Below are 26,663 nucleotides of genomic sequence, written 5' to 3' on the forward strand. Positions count from 1 at the left end.
TTGAAGTTACGGTGCTGTGGCAACCGGGTGAGCTGCAAACCAGGCTCTGGCCTGTTCAGGGATCACACCGATGCCCTGGAAGGTCTTGATTTGCAGGCCTCGCTCGTCGCCCCGGTGATACAGCGCACGACCGCATCGGTTGGCGAACAGGTGGCGCTGGAGGATTCGGGTAAAGGTGGCCGTATGGCCAAACGGCGCGACCCAGTCGTTGAGCCAGAGGCGCTCGCCGCAATTCCAGTCCGCGTCCCTCAATGTCAACGGTGATTGCTGCAAATAGCGTTGTTCCGCTGCCTCATCGACGTTAAGCCAAGAGAGGTAGCACACCGGCTTGCCGTGCTCGCTGCCCAGCACGAATTGGCGATGCTTGAGCGCCGGCAGCAGAAGTGTCGGTAAGCTGTGCAGTGGCGCATCCCGGTGAGCGCTGGAATGCATCCACAACCAAGTGACCGAGCCCAGCACCGCCGCCTCGTTCCAAGGCTCGTCGATCAGGCCGGGGGCCGTGATGTCCAGGGTTTCAAAACGCATGGCATTACCCCTCAGAACGACCAGATGACGGTAAAGTCGCTGGTCACGTTGGCGGTCTTGAAGCCATCGGGCTTCTTGAGCGGCGTGCCTACCGACCAGTCATAAGACAGGCCCTTGTAACCACCACGTACACCCACCACAGCCCCCGCCAGTCGTTTACCAATCAGGAACTTACTGGCCTGACCGCTGACTTCGCCGTAGTCGACACCGGTGTAAAGCTCCTGGCCGGTTTGCCCCAGCGCCAGGCCGACTTCGTTGCGCAGTGTCCAGCCGCGATCGGCAGAAAGAATGTTTTCGCCGTCAAATCCGCGCACGCTGTAACGTCCGCCAATCGAGAAGCGGTCCTGCGGCACCAACGGCGTGCGGTTCCATTGCGACCGCCAACTGCCGATATAGCGCAGACGTTGGTCGCTGATGGTGAAGGGCACTTGCAACTGGGCGTCGGCGGTGATGATCTGCGAGCGGGATGTGCCGGCTCCAGAGGCTTCTTCGGGCGCCGACAACGAATCATGTGCGCCGGTGCCGCGACGGTAGGCGACGCCAAGGTCCAGAATAGAAGTGCCGATAAATTCCCTGTGATCCAGGCCGAGCTGCCAGCCCGCCATGCGCCGATCCTGGTTGCCGATCTCGGTGTCGTCGATGAAGTTTTCAGAAGACCGTGTCCATAGGCCACCCCACGCCGTGGTCTTGCGCACGGCATCGCGGTAAAGCAGACGCGACAGGCGCAGATCGTTGGTACGGCTTTCGCCTCGATACTGGTACGTCTGGGTAGCGCCGGCGACCGACTGCTCGTAGTTGTACTCGCTGGTGGTGAACGCCAGTTGCCAGTAACCCATCGGCAGCGAGTAGTGGAGCGTATTGCCATTGGAACCGTGTCGGCCGGACTCGCCGCCGCCCAGGTCGTGGTTGAAGCTGGCGTAGAACAAGTCGTTGAGCGACAGCAGGTTGTCCAGCGACAGCGACACATTGCCCTGATACTTGCCTGTGGATTTGCTGCCCGAGTTGTCGAAGGACAGGCTCACGCGGGCCGGAAACTGCTGGCTCCATTTGATCACCACATCGCTTTCGCCGGGCTTGGCATCAGCCGCCAGGGTGGGGGTGATCTGAATGTCGGCGTCGGCAGTGGGCACGCGCTTGAAGTTTTCCAGCGCCTGTTCGATATCGCGCAGGTTAAGCAGGTCGCCGGGGTTGGCAGGCATCGCATTCCACAGGTTGGCGCGGCGGCTGGTGCCTTCGGCAAAGCGGATTTCACGGATGCGCCCCGGCACGATTGTCAGCACCAGAATCCCGCTGTTGAGGTCCTGCGCTTCGGCAAGCACGCGGGTGGTGACAAATCCCTCCTGGATGATCGCATTCTGCATGCGCTTCATCGTCATGTTGATGCCCGCGCCACCCAGGCAACGCCCCACGGCGGGGTCGTCCTCGGGGTTGGCGGCCTTCAGCGCCCATTGAAACTTCTCGGATGCGTCGCCAATCAGGCGGATGTCTTTAATGGCGAAGCAGGGTGCTTCTTTTACAGGAAGACGAGAGCCGCCTTCGTCGAGCGCAGGTGCCTGAAGCCGCACATCGGGCCGCGATTCCAATTGATCACGCAGCGCGCGCTCACGCTCCTGCTGACGCAGTAATTCCTCTTCAGGCCCGGCAGCCTGAGCGGCGGCGGTCGTAAAAAGTGTCCACACTGCCAGCGCCGTCAGCGCGAGGTGTCTTGCATTCATCGACGACAAGCGGGCCAGCCCCACGACATATCGAGAGGGGCTTGGCTTGTGCAGTGGGCAGCGTGAGTCCGCGGGCATTTCACATCCTTGTGATCAGAATCAGAGGCACAATAAGTGAACCGCCTGGAACGGCAGTGGCACTGAAGAAAATAGAAAAATGTAAGGGTTTCGACGAGCAGAAACGAAATTTCCTACATTCAGTCATGCGCTCTGATTGAGGCTTAGTCCGAAAGTTCCGTGACGGGCAAGGCGGCGGTAACAACGCTCAGGAAAACGCTCAGGAATGTGACGATCTTCACGCGTATTGCGAGTGCTGAGGCTAGCGAGTCAGATAGTTTGCTAGATATTAATATCTGGATCGAGCATATCCAAGAATGCTCGCGCCTCATTAGCGGGGTTGTGCTGATCTTGGGGGCCTCGTAGCGCACGAGGCATTTGCCCTGTTGATGCGGCGCACGGTCTTATGGTCTTGCCGGTGAAATGTCCCGGTAGATCTTAAGCGGCTGTCGATGGTGTTGCAGGAGGTTTTCCTACATGCCGTCAGGCTTGCGCTCCAGCAAGGGCTATTTGAACTGAAAGAGGAAAGAAGAGGTAAAACGCAAGTTTTTGCTCCTAACCGATGACCGCACCACATGAGTAATGCAGTGCGTGCGAAAACAGCTTTTCGTTAATGGTATTTTTCGTAGTATCAACTGAAAAAATTGAAATAAAAATATGATTTGTAAAGACTTTTTATGGTTGTTTATGTTCGAGTGGGAGTGATTCTGCCGTAGCAGGTGAGCGCTGAAAATCAAAACCCCGGCCTGGTGCCGGGGTTTTGTGTTTGTGGGGTAGGCGCTTTTAATCGAGAGCTGCAAATGATCGTTGATGTAAGTTGCATCGTATGCGATGCATTTTTACGCAATTACCTTTTTATGCACTGTATAAGATGCATTTGGATAGAGATGAGTTGGGAGTCCTGATCAACAATCAATGAGTCACCCAATTCTTTGTTCCCTCACCGCCGCGCAATATCCGAAAAGTAAAACTTATCCAGCGTATGCCGCGACTCGGTGTACTCGAACTGCCGTCCGTCCTGCAAAAACGTCTGGTTGCTCACCACGATCACATGGCTCTGACCTTCGAGATCCAGGTGTGTCTGATCGTCCTTCCCCCGCGGCAGCGCTTCGATGGTGCGCTGGGCATAGCTGATCTGCAGCTGCAGCGTCTGCTCGATAAACGCATAGATCGACTGCTCGGCAATCTCCCGATCCAGCCCCGGTATCAGGTCGGCGACGAAGTGGTTGATGTCGAGAATCACCCGTTTGCCATCGATCCGCCGCACCCGTTTGACCCGGGTTATCAGGCTGCCGGCTTCGGCTTCGATGTGTTGCATCAGCGGGCCTTCCAGGGGGAATTGGCTGAACTCCACCACTTCGGTGCTGACGTCATCGCCGAGGGCGGCATGGGTCTCGCGAAAGCTGACGATGCCGCCGAGCTGGAATTCGATGGGGTTGGGCGACAGTACGAACGTGCCCTTGCCATGGATTTTTTGCGCGAACCCACGCTCCTGCAATTGCTCGATCGCCCGGCGCACCGTGCCACGGCTGGCCTGGTAGGCGTCCATCAGTTCGGTTTCGGAGGGCAGGCGCGTGCCGCGTTGCAGGCGTTCGGTGGTGATGCTGGCAAGCAGATCGGTATAGATCTGGTTGTATTTACTCATGGGGGAGGGCTCTGTGCCGCGTTGGCGTTCAAGGCAGGAACCTTAGTGGCAGCGGTGGGGTTTGTCCATGCAACCCATTGTAGAACTCGGAATTTTCTGACTCAAAAAACAGAAAATTAATCATTTTCAAACTCGTACATACGAGTTATTGCTTTAACTCGTACAGACGAGTACTTTTGGCCTCGGCGTGCTGCCTATGACCGCCCAATAAAAAAAACCAAAGTGGATACCCATCATGAGCCACGACTATCCGAATATTGCCCGCGAGATTCTCAAGAACCTCGGTGGCAGCGACAACCTTGAGCAAGCTGCCCACTGCGTCACCCGCCTGCGCCTGGCCCTCAAGGACCCGAGCCTGGCCAACAGCGGCGAGTTGAACCAGATCGACCTGGTCAAGGGTTCGTTCTTCACCGGCGGCCTGTTCCAGATCGTGATCGGTCCCGGCGAAGTGGAAAAGGTCTACGCCGCCCTGCGTGAGCAAACCGGCCTCGCCGCGTCGACGATCGCGGACGTGAAACAGAAAAGCGCCGACAAAATAAACCCGATGCAGCGCCTGGTGCGCGTGTTCTCCGACGTGTTCATGCCGATTTTGCCGGCGCTGATCATTGCCGGCTTGCTCATGGGGGTGAACAACCTGATGGGCGCCAAGGGCATGTTCATCGCGGACAAGACCTTGCTCGACGCCTATCCGAACCTGGATGGCCTGTGGAGCCTGATCAACCTGATGGCCAACACCTCGTTCGTGTTCCTGCCGGCACTGGTGGGCTGGTCGGCGGCCAAGCGCTTTGGTGGCAGTGAAATCCTCGGCATTGTCCTCGGCCTGATGCTGGTGCACCCCGATCTGCTCAACGCCTGGAACTACGGCAAGGCGGTCGCCGGCCTCGACGGCCAGAGCCTGCCGTACTTCGATATTTTCGGCTGGTTCAAGATCGAGAAGGTCGGCTACCAGGGCCAGATCCTGCCGATCCTGCTGGCCGCCTACGTGATGAGCGTGATTGAGAAATGGCTGCGGGCACGGGTGCCGAATGCCATTCAGTTGCTGGTGGTGCCGATCACTACCATCGTCGTCACCGGCGTACTGGCGCTGGCGATCATCGGCCCGGTGACGCGCCACCTCGGCATCCTGATCACCGAAGGCGTGGTCACCCTGTTTGACCTGGCGCCGATGGTCGGCGGCGCAATCTTCGGCCTGCTGTATGCACCGCTGGTGATCACCGGCATGCACCACATGTTCCTCGCCGTGGACCTGCAACTGATCTCCACCCAGGGCGGCACCTTTATCTGGCCGATGATCGTCATGTCCAACCTGGCCCAGGGCAGCGCGGCGCTCGGCGTGTTCTACATGAGCCGCAATGCGCGGGACAAGAGCATGGCGTCCACCTCGGCGATTTCCGCCTACTTCGGCATCACGGAGCCGGCGATGTTCGGGGTCAACCTGCGCTTCAAGTTTCCGTTTTACGCCGCCCTGACCGGCTCGGCGCTGGGCAGTATTTTCCTGTCGCTGAACAAGGTCCAGGCCTCGGCCATTGGCGTGGGTGGGTTGCCCGGGTTCATCTCGATCATCCCGCAATACATCCCAAGTTTTGTCATCGGCATGGTCGTTGCGATTGTCGTGCCGTTTGTTTTGACCTGTGTGCTGAGCATGAAGATCGTGCGCTCTGGCTACCGCGTCGCCTGATCTACCGCTTTCGCGAGCAAGCCCGCTCCCACATTTTGAATGCGTTCCCCTGTGGGAGCCGGGCTTGCCCGCGATGAGGCTCTCAAGGCCAGCACATAACTTATTGAAGGAACCCACCATGCAAAACTGGCAACACTCGGTGATCTACCAGATCTACCCAAAAAGCTTTCATAGCCACGCGGGTAACGCCACCGGTGACCTGCTGGGCATCGTGGACAAGCTCGATTACCTGAAGTGGCTGGGCGTCGATTGCCTGTGGATCACCCCGTTCCTGCGCTCGCCCCAGCGCGACAACGGCTACGACATCAGCGACTACTACGCCATCGACCCGAGCTACGGGACCATGGCCGATTGTGACCTGCTGATCAGCGAAGCTGCCAAGCGCGGGATCACGCTGATGCTCGACATCGTGGTCAACCACACCTCCATCGAACACGAGTGGTTCCAGCAGGCCCGCAGCAGCCTCGACAACCCGTACCGCGACTTCTACATCTGGCGCGACCAGCCGAACAACTGGGAATCCAAGTTCGGCGGCTCGGCCTGGGAATACGAGGCGCAAACCGGCCAGTACTTCCTGCACCTGTTCGACCACACCCAGGCCGACCTGAATTGGGACAACCCCAAGGTGCGCGCCGAAGTGTTCAAGCTGATGCGCTTCTGGCGCGATAAGGGCGTGGGCGGTTTCCGCCTGGACGTGATCAACCTGATCTCCAAACCGGCGGATTTCCCGGAAGACAACACCGACGGTCGACGCTTTTACACCGACGGCCCGAACGTGCACGAATACCTGCAGGAAATGCACCGCGAAGTGTTCGAAGGGCATGACCTGATCAACGTCGGCGAGATGTCGTCCACCAGCCTTGAGCACTGCATTCGTTATTCGAGTCCGCAGTCGAAAGAACTGTCGATGACCTTCAACTTTCACCATCTGAAAGTCGATTATCCGAACCTGCAAAAGTGGGTCGCGGCAGATTTCGACTTCCTGCAACTCAAGCAGATTCTCTCTGACTGGCAGCTCGGCATGCAGGCCGGTGGGGGCTGGAATGCGCTGTTCTGGTGTAACCACGACCAGCCGCGGGTGGTCTCGCGTTTTGGTGACGACGGCGAGCACCGCGTGGTCTCGGCGAAGATGCTCGCCACTGCGCTGCACTTCCTCCAGGGCACGCCTTTCGTGTACCAGGGCGAAGAGTTGGGCATGACCAATCCGGGCTTCGACACCATCGACCAATACCGGGATGTCGAGACGCTGAACATCTATCGGCTCAAGCGTGAGGCCGGTGAGTCCGAGGCATCGAGCATGGCGGCGATCATGCAGAAGTCCCGCGATAACAGCCGCACACCGATGCAATGGAATGCCGAGCAAAACGCTGGCTTCAGTCGCGGCGAACCGTGGATCAGCATCCCGGCCAACGCCGCGCAGATCAACGTGCAAAGCGAGCTGGATGACCCGCAATCGGTACTGCATCACTACCGTGCGCTGATCAAGCTGCGTCGGCATGAGCCGCTGATTCAGGAAGGCGTTTATCGCCAACTGCTGCCACAGCACACCCAGGTCTGGGCGTACCTGCGCGAAGGCCACGGCGAACGCCTGCTGGTGCTGAACAACTTCTACGGCACGCCATGCCAGATCGAACTGCCCGATGGCCTGCTGACGGCGGCGAGTGAGCAACGCCTGCTGATCAGCAACTACAACGACTGCCCACAGCGCTCGAGCCAGGTCTCGCTGCGCCCGTATGAATCGTTTGTGCTGCATCTCAAGGACTGAGACGCCAAATCCAGGCCGTAGCCGCTGTCGAGCACCAGCGAGGCTGCGTCAGGGGCGACTCGATGTCTGCGCCTGGCGTGATTGCGGCGGCGCGGCCAACGCAGCCTCGCTGGTGCTCGACAGCTGCTACGGGACGTGGCGCGTTAAAACCCTGCGTGGGAGCGCAGGGGGCTTCAAAAAAACATAATAAAAATATCGGAGTGCTTCATGAAAACAACAATAAAGCTGGGCCTCGTTGCATCCTGCCTGACCTTGCCGATGGCAGCTCAGGCGTTGGAATTTGCCGGCTACTTGCGTAGCGGTGCAGGGACTTCAACCGGCAGTGGCAAGCAGCAGTGCTTCCAGTTGCCGGGTGCACAATCCAAATACCGCCTGGGCAACGAGTGCGAGCAGTACGCCGAACTCGAATTGCGCCAGGACCTGCTGACCCTCGACGACGGCTCGGTGTTCAGCGTCGATGCCATGGCCTCGCTGTACAACAAGTACGACCGGGCGCTGAAGTTCCAGGGCGAAGACAACGGCTCGGCACGCATGCCGCAGATGTATGCGCAGTGGTCGAACATTCCCAGCCTCAACGGCGGTTCGCTGTGGGCCGGCCGGCGTTACTACAAACGAAACGACATCCATATCTCCGACTTTTACTACTGGAACCAGAGCGCCACGGGCGGCGGTATCGAGGACGTGAAAATCGGTGATCTGAAGTACAGCTATGCACTGTCCCGCAAGGACAACCTGTACCAGAAGGAATATGCGACCCGTCACGACTTCAACGTGGCCGGCTTCAAGACCAACCCCGGCGGTGAGCTGGAACTGGGCTTGAGTTACATCGAAAAAGCCGGTGGTCGTGATACCAACAGTGGCTGGGCCATTACCGCCCAGCACGTGCAGAAACCCTTCCTCGGCGGGCGCAACAAGTTTGCCCTGCAGTACGGCGAAGGCCCCGGCACCGGTCTCGGCTACACCGGCGATACCTTCCTCGATAAAAGCAGCAAGAGCTACCGCGCGGTGGAGTTCTTCGACTGGCAAGTGACCCCGCGGTTTGGCGGGCAGATCGAGGCTGTTTACCAGAAGGATATTCGCCCGGGCAGCCAGGATCAGACCTGGATGTCGCTCGGTGTGCGCCCGGCCTATGCGATTTCCGAACAGTTCAAACTGGTCACCGAACTAGGTCATGATCAGGTCGAGGCTAGTGGAGGCACGCGCAAGCTGAGCAAATTTACCTTCGCCCCGACCTGGTCGCCCAAAGGCCCGGATTTCTGGGCGCGGCCGGAAGTGCGGTTGTACTACACCTACGCGACCTGGAACGAAGCGGCCAAGCGTGCGGCGAATGAACTGGCGGCAGGGTCGGCGTTGTCCGACACCGGCAGCTACGGCACGGCGTTGCATGGTTCCAATTTTGGTGTGCAAGTCGAATATTGGTGGAAGTAATCACTTATCTGTAGGAGCGAGCTTGCTCGCGAAAAACTCAAGGGAAACGCGTCTACCCAGAAGGCACGCGTTATCGTTGACGACCTTCGCGAGCAAGCTCGCTCCTACAGGGATTTTTACAGAACAAGACAGCAGGTGAAGTCATGACCACAACTCAATCCCTGGAATTGCTGGCGCCGTTGTCCGGGGTGCTGCTCGCCCTGGACCGGGTGCCGGATCCGGTGTTCTCCAGTCGCCTGATCGGCGATGGCCTGTGCATCGATCCGACCTCGCAGACCCTCTGCGCGCCACTGGCCGGGGTAATCAGCAATATCCAGGACAGTGGTCATGCGGTGAGTGTCACCGACGACAACGGCGTCCAGGTGCTGATGCATATCGGCCTGGACACCGTGAATCTCGCGGGCAAGGGGTTTACCCGATTGGTCGAGGAAGGCCAGCGGGTGGAAGCCGGGCAACCGCTGATCGAATTCGATGCCGACTACGTGGCGCTCAATGCCCGTAGTTTGCTGACCCTGATGCTGGTGGTGAGTGGTGAGCCCTTTAAACTGCTGACGCCCGAGCAGGGTTTGGTCGATGTGGGGCAACCGCTGCTGCGAGTGACGCCGCAAGCCGTTGCCGACGAGGTAAAAGACGAGGAGGGTGACGCCCTGTTCTCCAAGCCACTGACCTTGCCCAACGCCAACGGCCTGCATGCGCGCCCGGCGGCGGTGCTGGCGCAGGCGGCCAAAGGTTTCAAGGCGAGTATTTACCTGCACAAGCAAACCGAGAGCGCCAACGCCAAGTCGCTGGTGCGGATCATGGCGTTGCAGACGGCGCAGGGTGACACCGTGCAAGTCAGCGCGGCAGGCGAGGACGCCGAAGCGGCGATCCAGGCGCTGGTGACCTTGCTGGCCGAAGGTTGCGGGGAAGCCGTCGCGGCTCATCAACCTGCCGCTTCGCCCGTGGCGCCTGATTCATCGGCGACCTTGTTGCGCGGTGTGTGCGCCTCGCCGGGTTCGGCGTTTGGCCAAGTCGTGCAGGTTAAAGAGCCGGCGCTGACCATCGTCGAAGCCGGTACGGGTGAAGCGCTGGAGCGTGCCGTCCTGACGCAGGCCCTGAGTGACGCGAATCTGGCCCTGCAAGCCTTGCAGGAAAAGGTCGTTGGCAGCGCCCGGTCCGAGATCTTCCGCGCGCACCAGGAATTGCTCGACGACCCGGCCCTGCTGGAACAGACCCGCGACCTGCTGGACCAGGGCAAAAGCGCGGCCTTCGCCTGGAACAGCGCCACCGAAGCCACCGCCACGCTCTTACAGGGCCTGGGCAATGCCTTGCTTGCCGAGCGTGCTGCCGACCTGGCAGACGTTGGCCAGCGGGTGCTGAAACTGATCCTCGGCGTTCAGGACCGCGCCTGGGATTTGCCGGAGCAGGCGATCCTGATTGCCGAGCAACTCACCCCTTCACAAACTGCCAGCCTCGACACTCGCAAGGTGTTGGGCTTCGTCACCGTGGGCGGCGGCGCTACCAGCCATGTCGCCATCCTTGCCCGCGCTCTTGGCTTGCCGGCCATCTGCGGCGTGCCGGCGCAGGTGCTGGAGTTGGTCAACGGCAAACAAGTGCTGCTGGATGCCGACAAAGGCGAGCTGCACCTGAACCCGGACCTGGCCGAGATCGAGCAGCTGCAAGTCACCCGCCAACAGCACGTGCTGCGCCGTCAGCGGGAAGTGGAGCAGGCTTCACTGCCCGCCACTACCCGCGACGGTCATCACGTCGAAGTGACGGCCAACGTCGCGTCGTTGCAGGAGGTGGAGCAGGCGTTGTCCCTGGGGGGCGAAGGCGTCGGTTTGCTGCGTTCCGAGTTCCTGTATCTGGACCGCAACCGCGCGCCGAGCCCCGAAGAACAGGCGGGCACCTACAGCGCCATCGCCCGCGCGTTGGGCCCGGAGCGCAATCTGGTGGTGCGTACCCTGGATGTCGGTGGCGACAAGCCGCTGGCCTATGTGCCGATGGACAGCGAGACCAACCCATTCCTCGGCCTGCGCGGGATTCGCCTGTGCCTGGAGCGCCCGGAACTGCTGCGCGAACAATTCCGCGCGATCCTCGCCAGTGCCGGTTTCGCCCGGCTGCACATCATGTTGCCGATGGTCAGCCTGCTTTCGGAATTGCGCCTGGCGCGGAAGATTCTTGAAGAGGAAGCACTGGCCATGGGGCTGACGGAATTGCCGAAGCTGGGAATCATGATCGAAGTCCCGTCGGCGGCGTTGATGGCTGATCTGTTTGCGCCGGAGGTGGATTTCTTCTCCATCGGCACCAACGACCTGACCCAATACACCCTGGCCATGGACCGCGATCACCCGCGGCTCGCCAGCCAGGCTGACAGCTTTCACCCGGCGGTGCTGCGCCTGATCGCCAGCACCGTCAAGGCGGCCCATGCCCATGGCAAGTGGGTCGGCGTGTGCGGGGCGTTGGCGTCTGAAGCGCTGGCGGTGCCGGTGCTGATCGGGTTGGGGGTGGATGAGTTGTCGGTCAGCGTGCCGTTGATCCCGACCATCAAGGCCACCGTGCGCGAGCTGGACCTGGCCGACTGCCAATCCATCGCTCGGCAGGTGCTTGGCCTGGAAGAAGCGGCGCAGGTACGCGAGGCGTTGCGCCTGTACCACGCGGCTACCGTTGAAACCTCATTGGTTGTGGAGCACTGATATGTTCGAGAAATTTCAGCGGGCGTTCTGGAAAGCCCTGACCCCGGATCTGGTTCTTGAAACGCCACAGGCGGTAGTTGCGCCAGTGGGCGAAACAGCCTTGGCGCCGGCGGTGCTGAATGCGCTGGGTGGAGCGGAGAATCTCAAGTCTCAGCAGCGAGTAGCACTGACCCGGGTGCGGGTGCAGTTGAAGGATGCGGGGCGGTTGGATACGCAGGCGTTGAAGGTGGCAGGCGTGCCGGGCGTGATGGTATTGGCGGGCGGGGTAGTGCACCTGCTCACCGGCCTGAACACCGCTCTATAAAACGATGAAGATCAAATGTGGGAGCGGGCTTGCTCGCGAATGCGGTGTATCAGCCAATGCATTTGCCGGCTGACACACCGCATTCGCGAGCAAGCCCGCTCCCACATTGGTTTTGTGGAGTTTGGAGAATCGGGGGATTAGAGCGGCGGGGGGTCGTCGGTCGGCTTGGTCTTGTCCACCCCCGGCACATGCAGGTTGCCTTGAATGCGCTGGGTGGGGCGGAGAATCTCACGTCGCAGCAGCGGGTGGCACTGACCCGGGTACGGGTGCAGTTGCCGGATGCGGGGCGGTTGGATACGCAGGCGTTGAAGGTGGCAGGTGTGCCGGGCGTGATGATATTGGCGGGCGGGGTAGTGCACCTGATCACCGGCCTGAACACCGCTCTATAAAACGATGAAGGTCAAATGTGGGAGCGGGCTTGCTCGCGAACGCGGTGTATCAGTCAATACATGTGCTGGCTGAACCACCGCATTCGCGAGCAAGCCCGCTCCCACATTGGTTTTGCGGTGTTTGGAGAATCGGGGGATTAGAGCGGCGGGGTTTCGTCGGTCGGCTTGGTCTTGTCCACACCCGGCACATGCAGGTTGCCTTGAAGGCGCTGGGCGGGGCGGAGAATCTCACGTCGCAGCAGCGGGTGGCACTGACCCGGGTGCGGGTGCAGTTGAAGGATGCGGGGCGGTTGGATGTGCAGGCGTTGAAGGCGGCAGGTGTGCCGGGCGTGATGGTGTTAGCGGGCGGGGTAGTGCACCTGCTCACCGGCCTGAACACCGCTCTATAAAACGATGAAGATCAAATGTGGGAGCGGGCTTGCTCGCGAAGGCGGTGTGTCAGTCAATACATGTGCTGGCTGAACCACCGCATTCGCGAGCAAGCCCGCTCCCACATTGGTTTTGTGGTGTTTGGAGAATCGGGGGATTAGAGCGGCGGGGTTTCGTCGGTCGGCTTGGTCTTGTCCACACCCGGCACATGCAGGCTGCCTTCCACTACCTGATTGCCTTCCAGCTGCGGCTGCGTCACCCACGTCAGGATGTCGTAGTAACGCCGGATGTTCGCCACAAAATGCACCGGCTCACCGCCACGGGCATAGCCATAACGGGTCTTGCTGTACCACTGCTTCTGCGACAGGCGTGGCAGCATCTTCTTCACGTCCAGCCACTTGTTCGGGTTGAGGCCTTCCTTTTCGGCCAGCTTGCGCGCGTCATCCAGGTGACCGGTGCCGACGTTGTACGCCGCCAGGGCAAACCAGGTGCGGTCCGGCTCGGCAATCTTGTCGTCCAGTTCATCCTTGATCTTGGCCAGGTACTTGGCGCCGCCCATGATGCTCTGCTTGGCGTCCAGGCGGTTGGACACGCCCATGGCCTGCGCCGTGTTCTGGGTCAGCATCATCAGGCCGCGCACGCCGGTCTTGGAGGTCACCGCCGGCTGCCAGAGTGATTCCTGGTAGCCGATGGCCGCCAGCAGTCGCCAGTCGACCTTTTCTTCCTTGGCGTAGGCGCGGAAGTGTTTCTCGTACTTGGGCAGGCGCTGCTGCAAATGTTGGGCAAAGGTGTAGGCGCCCATGTAGCCGAGTACATCCACGTGCCCGTAATAGCGATCTTTCAGACGCTGCAGGGTGCCATTCTTTTCGACCTTGTCGAGGTAGCTGTTGACCTCGTTGAGCAGGCTGTTGTCTTCGCCGGAGGCGACCGCCCAGGCTTGATGGCTGGCGTCACCGAGGTCAAAGGCCACCCGCACGTTGGGGAAGTACACCTGGTTCATCGCCACTTCGTTGGAGTCAACCAGGGTCAGGTCAATTTGCCCTTCGTCCACCATGCGCAACAGGTCGACCACCTCAACGGCGTCGGATTCTTCGTATTCAATCCCGGGAAATTGCTTTTTCAGCTGCGCCAGTTGCTCGGCGTGGGTGCTGCCCTTGAGCACCATGATCTTCTTGCCCACCAGGTCTGCCGCCGTGGTCGGGCGGGACTGGCCGTTGCGGTAGATGATCTGCGGGGTGACTTCCAGATACGGGTGGGAGAAACGCACTTGCTGGCGGCGCGGCTCACTGCTGACCAGACCGGCGGCGGCCAGTACCGGGCCGTTGGGTTTGCCGATCTGTGAGAACAGGTCATCCAGGTTGTCAGCGGTCTCGATCTCCAGCTTTACCCCCAGCTCGTCGGCAAAACGCTTCACCAGTTCGTATTCGAAACCGGTTTCGCCGTTACGGTCCTGGAAATAAGTGGCCGGGCTGTTTCGGGTGACCACCCGCAATACGCCATCCTCCTTGATTCGCTCGAGCGTGTTGGGTTTATCCACACACGCACTGAGCAGCAGGAAGAGTCCGGTGACGAAGAGCCATTTGGCGCATCGCGGGCGTAAAGCAGTAGGGGAGAACATCTGCGCAGTATACGCAAAGGACCCTCGGCGCCATATCTCGACAGCGGGGCACTTGTCTGCTAGCACCCGTAAAGCGTGGCTGCAGGCCGCAGAAACGGGGCTTGGCAGCCGATTGTGACGGTTAAAATAACTGCCCTGAATAGCGGGGATGGCCCTCTGATATCGTGCGATTTATGCCAACTGACGTCCGGCAGCGGCCATAGGTGCCGTTTCGGGTGCCGTTGGCGACGGTTTACGCTAGAATGCACGGCCTCAAAGCACACCCCCTTCCCGAGGCTGTCCCGAAGATGTTGATCCTGCGCGGCGCTCCTGCCCTTTCTGCCTTTCGCCACAGCAAACTCCTTGAGCAACTGAGCCAGAAGGTACCTTCTGTCAGTGGCTTGTATGCTGAATTTGCTCACTTCGCCGACGTTACCGGCGTTTTGACCGCCGACGAACAGCAAGTGCTGGCGCGCCTTCTGAAGTACGGTCCCAGCGTTCCAGTTCAAGAGCCTGCGGGCCGCTTGTTCCTGGTTCTGCCACGATTCGGCACCATCTCGCCCTGGTCGAGCAAGGCCAGCGACATCGCCCGCAACTGCGGCCTGGAAAAAATCCAGCGCCTGGAACGCGGGATCGCCTTCTATGTAGCAGGCCAGTTCAGCGAGGCCGAGGCCGAGCTGATCGCCAGCAGCCTGCACGACCGCATGACCCAGATCATCGTGGGCCAGCTGGAACAGGCCGCCGGTCTGTTCAGCCACGCCGAACCCAAGCCGCTGACCGCGATTGACGTGCTCGGTGGCGGTCGCGCCGCCCTGGAAACCGCCAACACCGAACTGGGCCTGGCCCTGGCCGAAGACGAAATTGACTACCTGGTCAATGCCTTCATCGGCCTGAAGCGCAACCCCCACGACATCGAACTGATGATGTTCGCCCAGGCGAACTCCGAGCACTGCCGTCACAAGATCTTCAACGCCAGTTGGGACATCGACGGCCAGAGCCAGGAAAAAAGCCTGTTCGGCATGATCAAGAACACCTACGTGATGCACAGCGAAGGCGTTCTGTCGGCTTATAAAGACAACGCCTCGGTCATCGTCGGCTCCGTCGCCGGCCGTTTCTTCCCGGACCCTGAGACCCGCCAGTACGGCGCGGTGCAGGAGCCGGTGCACATCCTGATGAAAGTCGAGACCCACAACCACCCGACCGCGATTGCCCCGTTCCCGGGCGCAGCCACCGGTTCCGGCGGCGAGATTCGCGACGAAGGTGCAACCGGTCGTGGCGCCAAGCCAAAGGCTGGCCTCACGGGCTTCACCGTGTCCAACCTGCAGATCCCGGGCTTCGAACAGCCGTGGGAGGTGCCGTACGGCAAGCCTGAGCGCATCGTCACCGCGCTGGACATCATGATCGAAGGCCCGCTGGGCGGCGCCGCGTTCAACAACGAATTCGGTCGTCCGGCCCTGACCGGCTACTTCCGTACTTTCGAACAGTCCATCACCACTCCGCGTGGCGATGAAGTGCGCGGTTACCACAAGCCGATCATGTTGGCCGGCGGCATGGGCAACATCCGCGCCGAGCACGTACAGAAAGGCGAGATTCTGGTCGGCTCCAAGCTGATCGTCCTCGGCGGCCCGGCGATGCTGATCGGCCTGGGCGGCGGCGCCGCTTCCTCCATGGCCACCGGCACCAGCTCGGCCGACCTGGACTTCGCTTCCGTTCAGCGTGAAAACCCTGAGATGGAACGCCGTTGCCAGGAAGTCATCGACCGTTGCTGGCAGTTGGGTGACAAGAACCCCATCAGCTTCATCCACGATGTCGGCGCCGGCGGTTTGTCCAATGCCTTCCCGGAACTGGTCAACGATGGCGACCGGGGCGGCCGTTTCGAACTGCGCAACATTCCAAACGACGAGCCGGGCATGGCCCCGCACGAAATCTGGAGCAACGAATCCCAGGAACGCTACGTGTTGGCGGTAGGTCCTGCAGACTTCGAACGCTTCCAGGCGATTTGCGAGCGCGAGCGCTGCCCGTTTGCGGTAGTCGGCGAAGCCACTGCCGAGCCGCAACTGACGGTCACCGACAGCCACTTCGGCAACAGCCCGGTGGACATGCCGCTGGAAGTGCTGCTGGGCAAAGCCCCGCGCATGCACCGTTCGGCCGTGCGTGAAAACGAACTGGGCGACGATTTCGATCCGTCGACCCTGGCCATCGCCGACTGCGTGGAGCGCGTCCTGCACCACCCGGCCGTTGCCAGCAAAAGCTTCCTGATCACCATCGGCGACCGCACCATTACCGGTCTGGTTGCCCGTGATCAAATGGTCGGCCCGTGGCAGGTTCCGGTGGCTGACGTTGCCGTCACCGCCACCAGCTTCGACGTCTACACCGGTGAAGCCATGGCCATGGGCGAGCGTACTCCGCTGGCGCTGCTGGACGCCCCGGCGTCGGGCCGCATGGCCATCGGCGAAACCCTGACCAACATCGCAGCGTCGCGAATCGCCAAGATCTCCGACATCAAACTGTCGGCCAATTGGATGTCCGCTGCCGGTCACCCGGGTGAAGATGCGCGTCTGTACGACACCGTGAAAGCGGTCGGCATGGAGCTGTGCCCTGAGCTGGGCATCACCATTCCGGTGGGCAAGGACTCCATGTCCATGGCCACCCGCTGGAACGATGAAGGCGTGGACAAGAGCGTCACCTCGCCGCTGTCGCTGATCGTCACCGGTTTTGCGCCGGTCACCGACATTCGCCAGACCCTGACCCCGCAACTGCGCATGGACAAGGGCACCACCGACCTGATCCTGATCGACCTCGGTCGCGGCCAGAACCGCATGGGTGCCTCGATCCTTGCCCAGGTGCACGGCAAGCTCGGCAAACAGGCCCCGGACGTCGACGACGCCGAAGACCTGAAAGCCTTCTTCGCCGTGATCCAGGGCTTGAACGCCGACGGTCACCTGTTGGCTTACCACGACCGTTCCGACGGTGGTTTGCTGACCAGCGCCGTGGAAATGGCCTTCGCCGGTCACTGCGGCCTGAACCTGAACCTCGATGGCCTGGCAGAAACTTCCGCCGACATCGCTGCAATCCTGTTCAACGAAGAGCTGGGCGCCGTGATCCAGGTTCGCCAGGACGCAACGCCAGACGTACTCGCACAGTTCAGCGCTGCTGGCCTGGGTGACTGCGTGGCCGTGGTTGGCCAGCCGATCAACAACGGTGAAATCAACATCGTCTTCAACGGCGAAACCGTGTTTGAAGGCCAGCGCCGCCTGCTGCAACGCCAGTGGGCCGAGACCAGCTACCAGATCCAGCGCCTGCGTGACAACGCCGACTGCGCCGAGCAGGAATTCGACGTGATCCTGGAAGAAGACAACCCGGGCCTGAGCACCAAGCTCAGCTTCGACGTCAACCAGGACATCGCCGCGCCTTACATCAAGAAAGGCATCCGCCCACAAGTGGCCGTACTGCGTGAGCAGGGCGTCAACGGCCAGGTGGAAATGGCGGCAGCGTTCGACCGGGCCGGCTTCAATGCGATCGACGTGCACATGAGCGACATCCTCGCCGGTCGCGTTGATCTCAACGAATTCAAAGGCCTGGTGGCCTGCGGCGGTTTCTCCTACGGCGACGTACTGGGTGCCGGTGAAGGCTGGGCCAAGTCGGCCCTGTTCAACAGCCGTGCCCGCGACGCGTTCCAGGGTTTCTTCGAGCGTAACGACAGCTTCACCCTGGGTGTGTGCAACGGTTGCCAGATGATGTCCAACCTCAGCGAACTGATCCCGGGCAGCGAGTTCTGGCCGCACTTCGTGCGTAACCGTTCCGAGCAGTTCGAAGCCCGGGTTGCGATGGTTCAGGTGCAGGAATCCAACTCGATCTTCCTGCAGGGCATGGCCGGTTCGCGCATGCCGATCGCCATCGCCCACGGTGAAGGCCATGCCGAGTTCGCCAGCGAAGAAGCACTGCTGGAAGCCGACCTGTCCGGTACCGTGGCCCTGCGTTTCGTCGACAACCACGGCAAGGTCACCGAAGGCTACCCGGCCAACCCGAACGGCTCGCCGCGCGGGATCACCGGCCTGACCAGCCGCGACGGTCGCGTCACCATCATGATGCCGCACCCGGAGCGTGTGTTCCGCGCCGTGCAGAACTCGTGGCGCCCGGAAGAGTGGAACGAAGACGGCGCGTGGATGTGCATGTTCCGTAACGCTCGCGTCTGGGTGAACTAAGACGGTGTACAAGCTCAGCTTCTTTGTGCCCGACAGCCATGTGGAGACGGTGAAAACCGCCGTCTTCGCAGCCGGCGGCGGGCGCATCGGCAACTACGACAGCTGCGCCTGGCAGGTCCTGGGCCAGGGCCAATTCCGCGCGATGGACGGCAGCCAGCCGTTTATCGGGCAGGTGGGGCAGGTTGAAGTGGTTGAAGAATGGAAGGTTGAGCTGGTGGTGGCGGATGAGTTGATCGTGGCTGTCGTGGCTGCGTTGAAACTGAGCCATCCGTACGAGACACCGGCGTATGAGGTGTGGCAGTTGGCGGATTTTTGATTCGCTGGCTGCAAAACAAGAAACCCGCTGGGCCAGTTTGGTCAGCGGGTTTTTTGTTGCCTGTCAGGGCCTAATCGCGGGCAAGCCCGGCTCCCACATTTGACCGCGTTGCCATGTCTGGTGGCGATCAAATGTGGGAGCCGGGTTGTCGGAGCGACTCGGATTTTTCTGACAAGCCTTTCAGGTTGTCCCTCGGAACCTGCCTCTCTAACCTTCGCCGGTCGCTGCCAATTCAGTGACCGGGACTGCAAGCTCGTAAACATCACTAGGAGCGTATTCTTCTCGGAGCTTCACGATGGTCAACGAAAACACTTCATCTTCCATAGCCTCGCTTCAAGCTGCAGCCCGTCAGGCGACGGGGCAACCTGCCGATCAGCTATTCACCCTTGTACCTAATCTGGATAGCGAAAGCCTGCTGGCCAACGCCTCTCAGGATCTTGCCTCAGTGCAGGCGCTGACGGTTCATCTGGCGTTTGAAGTCGACGGTTCCCACCGGGATGTGGCGCTGGGGATTTGTCGGATGCTGGAGGGGATTCAAATGATGGTGGATCGGATGCTGGACTTGTATGAGGTGCCTGAGCCTGAGTAATTCGGCGCCTGTGAGGGCCATTCGCGAGCAAGCCCGCTCCCACATTTGACCGCGTTGCCATGACGGGCACCGATCAAAATGTGGGAGCGGGCTTGCTCGCGAAGAGGCCCTGATGCTCAGTAAAGATTCAGGCTTTTACCCCAACCTCACGGCCACTGACCAACCGCTCCAACGCCTCACCCAACCCCGAAGCCTTGTCACCAATCAGCAAGTGCCAAACCCCACTCTCAAGCTGGCTAACCCCCTGGCAACCCAGCGCCGTCAGTTGGGATTCCGACAACACCGAACCATCCCCCAACTCCACCCGCAGCCGCGTCATCGCCACCGCATCCAGTTGCAATACATTGGCCCGACCGCCCAGCGCACTCAGCCATTTCTCGGCCTCATGCACATTCACCGGTGTGCTCTTCTCAACAGGCGCTACTACCACCGCAGCCGCCGCAACATACGAAGGCATCGCCAAGCGAATCTCATCGGCAATGCTGTCCGCCATCGGCCCGACCACAACCTGCAAGCTCCCGCCATTGCCTGGCCGAACCACTGCCATGGCACCCAGTGCTTTCAGCTCGGCATCTACCGCCTTGTTGCGATCCACCATGTCCAACCGCAGGCGCGTCGTGCAAGCACCCACACTCAGCAGGTTCTCCGCACCACCCAGCGCTCGAATGTAAGCCCCGGCCCGCTGGTTATCGGTCATGGCCTCAGCCTGTACGACCTGAATATCCTCACGCCCCGGCGTCTTCAAATTGAAGCGACGGATGCAGTAGTTGAACACGCTGTAGTAGATCACCGCATACGCCAGCCCAACCGGGAACACCAGCCAGCCGTTGGTGGATTTACCCCAACCCAGCACCATGTCGATAAACCCGCCGGAGAAGGTAAAGCCCAGGTGGATGTTGAGCATGTTGGTGACCGCCATCGACAAGCCGGTCAGCAACGCATGCAGCAGATACAGGAATGGCGCGAGGAACATGAACGCGAACTCAATCGGCTCGGTCACCCCGGTCAGGAACGAGGTCAGCGCCATCGACAGGAAAATCCCGCCCATGATCTTGCGCCGTTCCGGCAGGGCATTGCGGTACATCGCCAGGCACGCCGCCGGCAGGCCGAACAGCATCACCGGGAACATGCCGGTCATGAACTGGCCGCCTTTCGGGTCGCCGGCAAAGTAGCGAGTCAGGTCGCCGGTCACTACCGCGCCGGTCACCGGATCCGTGAAGCTGCCGAACACAAACCAGGCCATGTTGTTGAGGATATGGTGCAAGCCGGTGACGATCAGCAGGCGGTTGAACACGCCAAACACGAACGCGCCAAAGCTGCCGCTTTCCATCAGCAGTACGCCGAAGCTGTTGATGCCGTGCTGGATCGGTGGCCAGATCAAACCAAAGATCACCCCCAGCGCCACCGCCGAGAACCCGGTGACGATCGGTACAAACCGTCGCCCACCAAAGAACGCCAGGTACTCCGGCAGCTTGATGTCCTTGAAGCGGTTATACAGCGCACCGGCCATCAAGCCGCTGGCGATCCCCGCGAGCATGCCCATGTTGATGCTGGCGTCCATCACCTTGAGGGTGGAGACCATCACCAGGTACCCAATGGCACCCGCCAGGCCCGCCGTGCCGTTGTTGTCGCGGGCAAAACCCACGGCGATCCCGATGGCGAAGATCAGCGCCAGGTTGGCGAAGATCGCCTGCCCGGCGTCGTGCATCACCGCGATGTTCAGCAAGTCGGTGTCGCCCAGTCGCAGCAGGAGGCCGGCGATCGGCAGAATCGCGATCGGCAGCATCAGCGCACGGCCCAGGCGTTGCAGCCCTTCGATAAAATGTTGATACACGGCGTGTCTCCCTATTTTTGTTGTTTTCAGCTCAGCGGCCAGTGGTGTTGACAGGCTTGGCGAACGGCTTTGGCGCTGCTCAGGTTAAGCAGGCTTTGGCTCAGTTGCCGGCATTGGGCTGCGTCCAAGTGACGGACACGGTCCTTGATTTCTCCGATTTGCGGCGGGCTGACAGACAGCTCGCTGATGCCCAGGCCGATCAGCACCGGCGTGGCCAGCGGGTCGGACGCCAGTGCCCCGCACACACCCACCCAACGGCCATGCCTGGCGGCGCCGATGCAGGTCTGGGCGATCAGTCGCAGCAGCGCAGGGTGCATCGCGTCGACCCGGGCGGCGAGGCCGGCGTGGTCACGGTCCATGGCCAGGGTGTACTGGGACAGGTCGTTGGTGCCGATGGACAAAAAGTCCGCATGCTCGGCCAGTTGCTCAGCCATCAACGCGGCGGCAGGGACTTCGATCATCACGCCCAGCTCCGGGCGCTGGGTCAGTTCCAGTTCGGCGCACAGTTCATCGAGGCGCCGGCGGATGTGCAGCAGTTCGTCGACTTCGCTGACCATCGGCAGCAGGATCCGGCAGCGTTCCAGTGGCGAGACTTGCAACAGCGCACGCAGTTGCTGATCCAGCACTTCCGGACGCACTTGCGCCATGCGAATGCCCCGCAGGCCCAGCACCGGGTTGGTCTCGAACGGCAGCGGCAGGTAGTCGAGTTGCTTGTCGCCGCCGACGTCGATGGTGCGGATGATCACGGATTTGTCGCCCATGGCATCCAGCACGGCTTGGTAGGCCTGGCGCTGCTCTTGCTCGTCGGGCGCAGTGCGGCGGTCGACGAACAGAAATTCTGTGCGCAGCAGGCCGACGCCATCGGCGCCATTCTCGAAGGCCACTTGGGCTTCGGCGCTGGAGGCGACATTCGCGGCCACTTCAATGCGCACGCCATCCTGAGTGCTGGCGGTGCCTTGAGCCTCCGCCTGCTGTTGCTGGCGACGCAGTTTCTGTGCATCGCGCAACTGATGAACCTGAGCGTGGCGTGCATCATCCGGCGTCAGTTCCAGGCGACCATTGGCGGCATCCAGCACCACCCGTTGACCTTGTGGCACCTCCAGCACTTGCTCGCCCAAAGCAACCACACACGGCAGGCCTTTGCCCCGTGCCAGAATCGCCACATGAGAAGTCGCGCCGCCTTCGGCCATGCAGATGCCGGCGGCGTTTTGCTTGCTCAGTTGCAGCAGGTCCGACGGGGTCAATTCATGGGCCGAGACGATCGCGCCAGCCGGCAATTCGAAGTGCCAGGCCTCGCCCAACAGCGCCCGCAGCACGCGTTGTTGCAAGTCCCGCAGGTCGTTGGCGCGTTCGGCGAACAGCGGTTTGCCAAGGGCGAGCAGCACTGCGCATTGGGCCTGGATTGCATCGCGCCAGGCATGAGTGGCAGCGCTGCCGTGTTCGATGCTGGTGGTGGCGGCTTCCAATAGCGTCGGGTCTTCCAGCAGGGCCAGGTGGGCGGCGAAGATCTCTTCTTCTTCCACATCCTTGCGCTGGCGGGCCTGGTCCAGGGTGTGGCGGATTTCGCTGCGCACCTGTTCCAGGGCGCTGTCCAGGTGCTGCAATTGTTCATCCGGCACGTTGTTGCCCGGGTCCGCCGGCAGCTCGATTCCGTTCAGGCGGAACAACGGGCCGCAGACCAAACCGGGCGCTGCGCAGACGCCTTGCAGCACCCCGGCCTCGGTATTTGCGCGTCGCGGGGCGGCGGCCACCGGGGCGTGATGTTCTTCGCTGACGGGCACCGACAACGCGGCAATCAGTGCTTGCAGCGCCGCTTTACAATCCTTGCCGCGACAAGTGACCTGTACCTCGTCCTGCTCACCAATCCCCAGCCCCATCAAGCCGATCAAGCTGTCGCACGAAGCCGACTTGCCGGCGAAGTGCAGCTGCGACTGGCTGCTGAATTCTTGTGCGGTCTTGCGGATCAAGGCGGCGGGGCGCGCGTGCAGGCCGCCACGATGGGTGATGCGAATGGTTGCGCTGGCTTCGGCGACAGACTCATCAATCACTTTCGCCGCACCGGCCAACCGCGCAACCACCTGCAGCAGCGGCTCGCCGACCTTCACTGTTTTCAAGGTGATCGGCCGTAGCTCAAACAACTCGCTATTGGTCAGGATGATCAAGCTGACCAGGCTTTTGCACTGCCGCGCAATCAGGTCCAGGTCAAACTGCACCAGCGCCTGGCCCTTGCTGACCCGCGCCCCTTGCTTGACCAGCAGCGCAAAGCCTTCGCCGTTCAATTCCACCGTGTCGATGCCCAGGTGCATCAGCAATTCAGCGCCGTTATCGGCGCGAATGGTCAGCGCATGCCCGGTGCGGGCGACGTGGATGATCACGCCGTCGCACGGCGCATGCAGGCAATCGTTGAGCGGGTCGATGGCAATGCCGTCGCCCATGGCGCCACTGGCGAACACTTCGTCGGGAACGTTGCCCAGGGTCAGCACCGGCCCACTGAGGGGAGCGCTGAGGGTAAGGTCTTTATTATTGTGGGACATGGGCACGGTACTCATCAGGAAAACGCTGCAATCAACTCAGTGGGTGCGGGTCACTTTGCTCAAGTGACGCGGTTGGTCCGGGTCCATGCCCCGGGCCTCTGCCAAACCGGCGGCCATCACGTAGAAACTCTGGATTGCCAGGATCGGGTCCAGGGCCGGGTGTTCGGCGCGGCTCAGGGTCAGGTCGCGTTCGGCGATGTCGTCGGGAGCGGCCAGCAACACGCGGGCACCACGCTGGCGCATGTCGGCGGCGAGACTCAGCAGGCCGGCTTGTTCGGCACCACGGGGCGCGAAAACCAGCAGCGGGTAGTTGGCATCGATCAGGGCCATCGGGCCATGGCGCACTTCGGCGCTGCTGAACGCTTCGGCCTGGATCGCCGAGGTTTCCTTGAGTTTGAGCGCGGCTTCCTGGGCAATGGCAAAACCGGCGCCACGGCCGATCACCATCAGTTGCTGGCAGCCGCGCAGGGCTTCGATGGCCACGCTCCAGTCTTGCTTGGCGGCTTCACGCAAGCCTTCGGGCAATGCCTTACAGGCTTGAAGTAACTCGTCTTCCTGATTCCAGTGGCCGATCAATTGGGCGCTGGCGCTCAGGGTGGCGATAAAGCTTTTGGTGGCCGCGACGCTGCGTTCCGGCCCGGCGCACAGCGGCACGTGGAATTCGCAGGCGGCTTCCAGCGGTGAGTCTTCGGCGTTGACCATCGAGATGCTCAAGGCACCACGCTTGCGCAACAGGCGCAGGCTGTTGACCAGGTCCGGGCTTTGCCCCGACTGGGAGAAACCGAACGCCACTTGCCCGCTGACCTTGAGCGGCGATTGCAGCATGGTCACCACCGACATCGGCAACGACGCCACCGGAATCCCCAGGTGTTGCATGGTCAGGTAGGCGAAGTAACTGGCGGCATGGTCCGAGCTGCCGCGAGCAATGGTCATTGCCACTTGCGGCGGCTGGCGACGCAGGCGGCCGGCGACTTCCTCCAGCATTGGGTCCAGGCGTTGCAGTTGAGTCTCGACGGCCTCGCAGGAGGCCAGGGCCTCTTCAAGCATTTTTGAAGTCAATGGTTTCTCCTTCGACCATTACGTCGGTGAGGTGCAGGGAGCGGTCCAGGCGCACGCAGTCGGCGAAGCTGCCGGGTTGCAGGCGACCGCGTTCTTCGAGGCCCAGGTAGTCCGCAGGAAATTGCGACAGGCGTTGTGAGGCTTCACTGATGGGCAGACCGATCTTCACCAGGTTGCGCAGCGCCTGGTCCATGGTCAGGGTGCTGCCGGCCAGCGTTCCATCGGCCAGGCGTACGCCGCCCAGACACTTGGTCACGGTGTGGCTGCCCAGCTTGTATTCACCGTCGGGCATGCCGGCGGCGGCGGTGGAATCGGTGACGCAGTACAGGCACGGGATCGAACGCAGGGCCACGCGCATGGCGCCGGGGTGCACGTGCAGCAGGTCGGGAATCAGCTCGGCGTATTTGGCGTGGGCCAGGGCTGCGCCGACGATGCCGGGCTCGCGGTGATGCAACGGGCTCATGGCGTTGTACAAATGGGTAAAGCTGGTGGCGCCGGCGGCGAGGGCGGCGACGCCTTCTTCGTAGCTGCCCAGGGTGTGGCCGATCTGCATGCGCACGCCGCGTTCGCTGAGGGCGCGGATCAGGCCGTCATGGCCGGCGATTTCCGGGGCAATGGTGATCACCCGGATTGGCGCCAGGCGCAGGTATTCTTCGACTTCGGCCATCAAGGCCGTGTGGGCGAAGTTCGGTTGTGCGCCGAGTTTTCCCGGATTGATGTAGGGGCCTTCCAGGTGCACGCCGAGCACACGGGCGGTGCCGATTGGGCGGTTTTCGCAATAGGTGCCGATCTCGCCGAGCACACGGGTGATTTCGTCCACCGGCGCGGTCATGGTGGTGGCCAGCAGCGAGGTGGTGCCAAACCGCACGTGGGTGCGAGTGATGGTGTGGAAGGCGTCGGTGCCTTCCATGATGTCTTTGCCGCCACCGCCGTGCACGTGCAGGTCGATAAAACCTGGCAGCAAATACGGCAGGTCGTTGTCAGCCGGGTCGCACGGGCTGCCTTCAACGGCAGTGACCTTGCCGTGCTGGTGCACCAGGCGGCCGCGAATCCAGCCGTGTGGCGTGAGGATATTGTCTTCGGACATGGGCAGTTCTCTAAATTCGCAGTTCAGCGGAATAGTCGTGGCGGCGCAGTTCTGCGACGAAGTCGTAGTAGTCGTTGCGGCAATAGGTGTCGGTGATTTCAATCGGGGTGTTGTCGGCGGTGTAGCCCACCCGGGTCATCAGCAGCATGGCGGTGCCGGGGGCGATGCCCACCAGGGCTGCGAACTCGTCCGAGGCGTTGATTGCCTGGATGTGTTGCAGGGCGCGCACGATGGGCTTGCCGATGCTTTCCAGGTATTCGTACAGCGAGTTGCCGATGGCCTGCGGGTGGGGGAGGACGGAGGCGGGCATGGCGGTCATTTCAATCGCCATCACCGTGTCGTCGGCCTTACGCAAACGCTTGAGCCGCGCGACCTTGTCGCTCGGCGACAGGCCCAGGCGGATCAGCTCTTCATGGGTCGGCGGGGTGATGTCGCGCTCCAGCCACTGGGAAGTCGGCACAAACCCCTTGAGCCGGAGCATTTCGCTGAAGCCCGAGAGGCGCGACAGCGGCTGTTCCAGGCGTGGGGTGATGAAGGTCCCGGAGCCTTGGCTGCGACGGATCAGGCCTTGTTCGAAGAGTACTTCCAGCGCTTTACGGGCGGTCACCCGGGAAATGCTCAATTGCTCGCTGAGGGCACGTTCCGACGGCAATGCCTGCTCGGATTTCCATTGGCCGGCATGAATCGCGGCTTCGAGGTTGCGGGCCAGTTGCAGGTACAGCGGCGTCGATTGTTTATCGTCGGGGCGCAGGGCCAGGATGGGGTTCATCGTGTCGGTTTCCGATGCGGTTATTGGAGTGTTGTCGCCCGGTAGTGATCGCAAGCTAATACCACTTAAATACCATGTCAATGCAGCGAAAACGGTGCAGGCGAGTGTTTACGGGCGCCTTAA

The 26,663-nt window shown here is 61.4% G+C and carries 17 protein-coding genes and 2 pseudogenes; 10 read left to right on the forward strand and 9 right to left on the reverse strand.

From position 1 onward, the window contains the following. Positions 1 to 6 precede the first annotated feature (6 nt). The 3 genes from NVB75_RS25720 to treR all read right to left on the reverse strand — a co-directional run bounded on the left by NVB75_RS25720 (position 7) and on the right by treR (position 3,942). A complete protein-coding gene (locus tag NVB75_RS25720; RefSeq protein WP_258343905.1) occupies positions 7 to 525 on the reverse strand; it encodes a toxin-activating lysine-acyltransferase in 519 nt (172 codons plus the stop codon). An 11-nt stretch (positions 526 to 536) separates the two neighbouring features. Then, on the reverse strand, positions 537 to 2,240 hold the full coding sequence (locus NVB75_RS25725; protein WP_260525328.1) for a ShlB/FhaC/HecB family hemolysin secretion/activation protein: 1,704 nt from the start codon (positions 2,238 to 2,240) through the stop codon (positions 537 to 539). Positions 2,241 to 3,237: 997 nt separating this feature from the next. Continuing rightward, on the reverse strand, positions 3,238 to 3,942 hold the full coding sequence (treR, locus tag NVB75_RS25730; RefSeq protein WP_003209636.1) for a trehalose operon repressor: 705 nt from the start codon (positions 3,940 to 3,942) through the stop codon (positions 3,238 to 3,240). Between the two features lie 235 nt (positions 3,943 to 4,177). On the opposite strand from treR, the gene treP reads away from it, so the two are divergent. From treP to NVB75_RS25765, 7 genes and pseudogenes are all read left to right on the forward strand, one after another. Further along, positions 4,178 to 5,620 (forward strand): PTS system trehalose-specific EIIBC component, encoded by a 1,443-nt coding sequence (gene treP / locus NVB75_RS25735; RefSeq protein WP_258343907.1) that lies wholly within the window; start codon positions 4,178 to 4,180, stop codon positions 5,618 to 5,620. 118 nt (positions 5,621 to 5,738) lie between these two features. Further along, positions 5,739 to 7,385, forward strand: a complete 1,647-nt coding sequence (gene treC / locus NVB75_RS25740; RefSeq protein ID WP_258343908.1) for an alpha,alpha-phosphotrehalase — start codon at positions 5,739 to 5,741, stop codon at positions 7,383 to 7,385. 207 nt (positions 7,386 to 7,592) lie between these two features. Next, complete coding sequence (locus NVB75_RS25745; RefSeq protein WP_258343909.1) at positions 7,593 to 8,813, forward strand: carbohydrate porin; 1,221 nt, start codon at positions 7,593 to 7,595, stop codon at positions 8,811 to 8,813. 143 nt (positions 8,814 to 8,956) lie between these two features. Next, positions 8,957 to 11,488, forward strand: a complete 2,532-nt coding sequence (gene ptsP, locus NVB75_RS25750) for a phosphoenolpyruvate--protein phosphotransferase (protein WP_258343910.1) — start codon at positions 8,957 to 8,959, stop codon at positions 11,486 to 11,488. Position 11,489: 1 nt separating this feature from the next. Further along, the gene (locus NVB75_RS25755; protein ID WP_258343911.1) at positions 11,490 to 11,792 is read left to right on the forward strand and encodes a PTS transporter subunit EIIB; all 303 of its coding nucleotides are present in this window, start codon (positions 11,490 to 11,492) and stop codon (positions 11,790 to 11,792) included. Positions 11,793 to 11,992: 200 nt separating this feature from the next. Then, positions 11,993 to 12,181 (forward strand): annotated as a pseudogene (locus NVB75_RS25760) (PTS glucose transporter subunit IIB); the annotation flags it as partial. A gap of 200 nt (positions 12,182 to 12,381) precedes the next feature. Next, positions 12,382 to 12,570: pseudogene (locus tag NVB75_RS25765) on the forward strand (PTS glucose transporter subunit IIB); the annotation flags it as partial. Between the two features lie 137 nt (positions 12,571 to 12,707). Here NVB75_RS25765 and mltF read toward each other — a convergent pair. Next, positions 12,708 to 14,168, reverse strand: coding sequence for a membrane-bound lytic murein transglycosylase MltF (gene mltF, locus NVB75_RS25770; protein WP_258343912.1), 1,461 nt, complete (start codon positions 14,166 to 14,168; stop codon positions 12,708 to 12,710). A gap of 287 nt (positions 14,169 to 14,455) precedes the next feature. Between mltF and purL the strand changes: the two genes are divergently transcribed. The 3 genes from purL to NVB75_RS25785 all read left to right on the forward strand — a co-directional run bounded on the left by purL (position 14,456) and on the right by NVB75_RS25785 (position 19,257). Then, positions 14,456 to 18,352 (forward strand): phosphoribosylformylglycinamidine synthase, encoded by a 3,897-nt coding sequence (purL, locus tag NVB75_RS25775; protein ID WP_258348741.1) that lies wholly within the window; start codon positions 14,456 to 14,458, stop codon positions 18,350 to 18,352. 4 nt (positions 18,353 to 18,356) lie between these two features. Then, a complete protein-coding gene (locus tag NVB75_RS25780) occupies positions 18,357 to 18,668 on the forward strand; it encodes an NGG1p interacting factor NIF3 (RefSeq protein ID WP_087695123.1) in 312 nt (103 codons plus the stop codon). Between the two features lie 295 nt (positions 18,669 to 18,963). Then, entirely contained in the window at positions 18,964 to 19,257 is a 294-nt protein-coding gene (locus NVB75_RS25785) for a DUF6124 family protein (protein WP_258343914.1), read from the forward strand. 127 nt (positions 19,258 to 19,384) lie between these two features. Here the strand turns inward: NVB75_RS25785 and nagE are convergent, their stop codons facing one another. From nagE to NVB75_RS25810, 5 genes are read right to left on the reverse strand one after another with little or no spacing between them, the layout of a single operon-like run. Next, positions 19,385 to 21,091 (reverse strand): N-acetylglucosamine-specific PTS transporter subunit IIBC, encoded by a 1,707-nt coding sequence (nagE, locus tag NVB75_RS25790; protein ID WP_258343915.1) that lies wholly within the window; start codon positions 21,089 to 21,091, stop codon positions 19,385 to 19,387. Positions 21,092 to 21,117: 26 nt separating this feature from the next. Next, positions 21,118 to 23,625: a phosphoenolpyruvate--protein phosphotransferase gene (gene ptsP / locus NVB75_RS25795; RefSeq protein WP_258343917.1), complete on the reverse strand. Its 2,508-nt coding sequence runs from the start codon at positions 23,623 to 23,625 to the stop codon at positions 21,118 to 21,120. A 36-nt stretch (positions 23,626 to 23,661) separates the two neighbouring features. Continuing rightward, on the reverse strand, positions 23,662 to 24,684 hold the full coding sequence (locus tag NVB75_RS25800; RefSeq protein WP_258343919.1) for an SIS domain-containing protein: 1,023 nt from the start codon (positions 24,682 to 24,684) through the stop codon (positions 23,662 to 23,664). Beyond that, positions 24,665 to 25,771: an N-acetylglucosamine-6-phosphate deacetylase gene (nagA, locus tag NVB75_RS25805; RefSeq protein WP_258343920.1), complete on the reverse strand. Its 1,107-nt coding sequence runs from the start codon at positions 25,769 to 25,771 to the stop codon at positions 24,665 to 24,667. Before nagA ends, NVB75_RS25800 begins: the two co-directional genes overlap by 20 nt. Positions 25,772 to 25,781: 10 nt before the next feature. Then, positions 25,782 to 26,540, reverse strand: a complete 759-nt coding sequence (locus tag NVB75_RS25810) for a GntR family transcriptional regulator (protein WP_003209609.1) — start codon at positions 26,538 to 26,540, stop codon at positions 25,782 to 25,784. Between the last annotated feature and the right edge of the window lie 123 nt (positions 26,541 to 26,663).

This window comes from Pseudomonas sp. CBS (assembly GCF_024734645.1).
In the GTDB taxonomy this organism is placed as follows: Bacteria; Pseudomonadota; Gammaproteobacteria; order Pseudomonadales; family Pseudomonadaceae; genus Aquipseudomonas.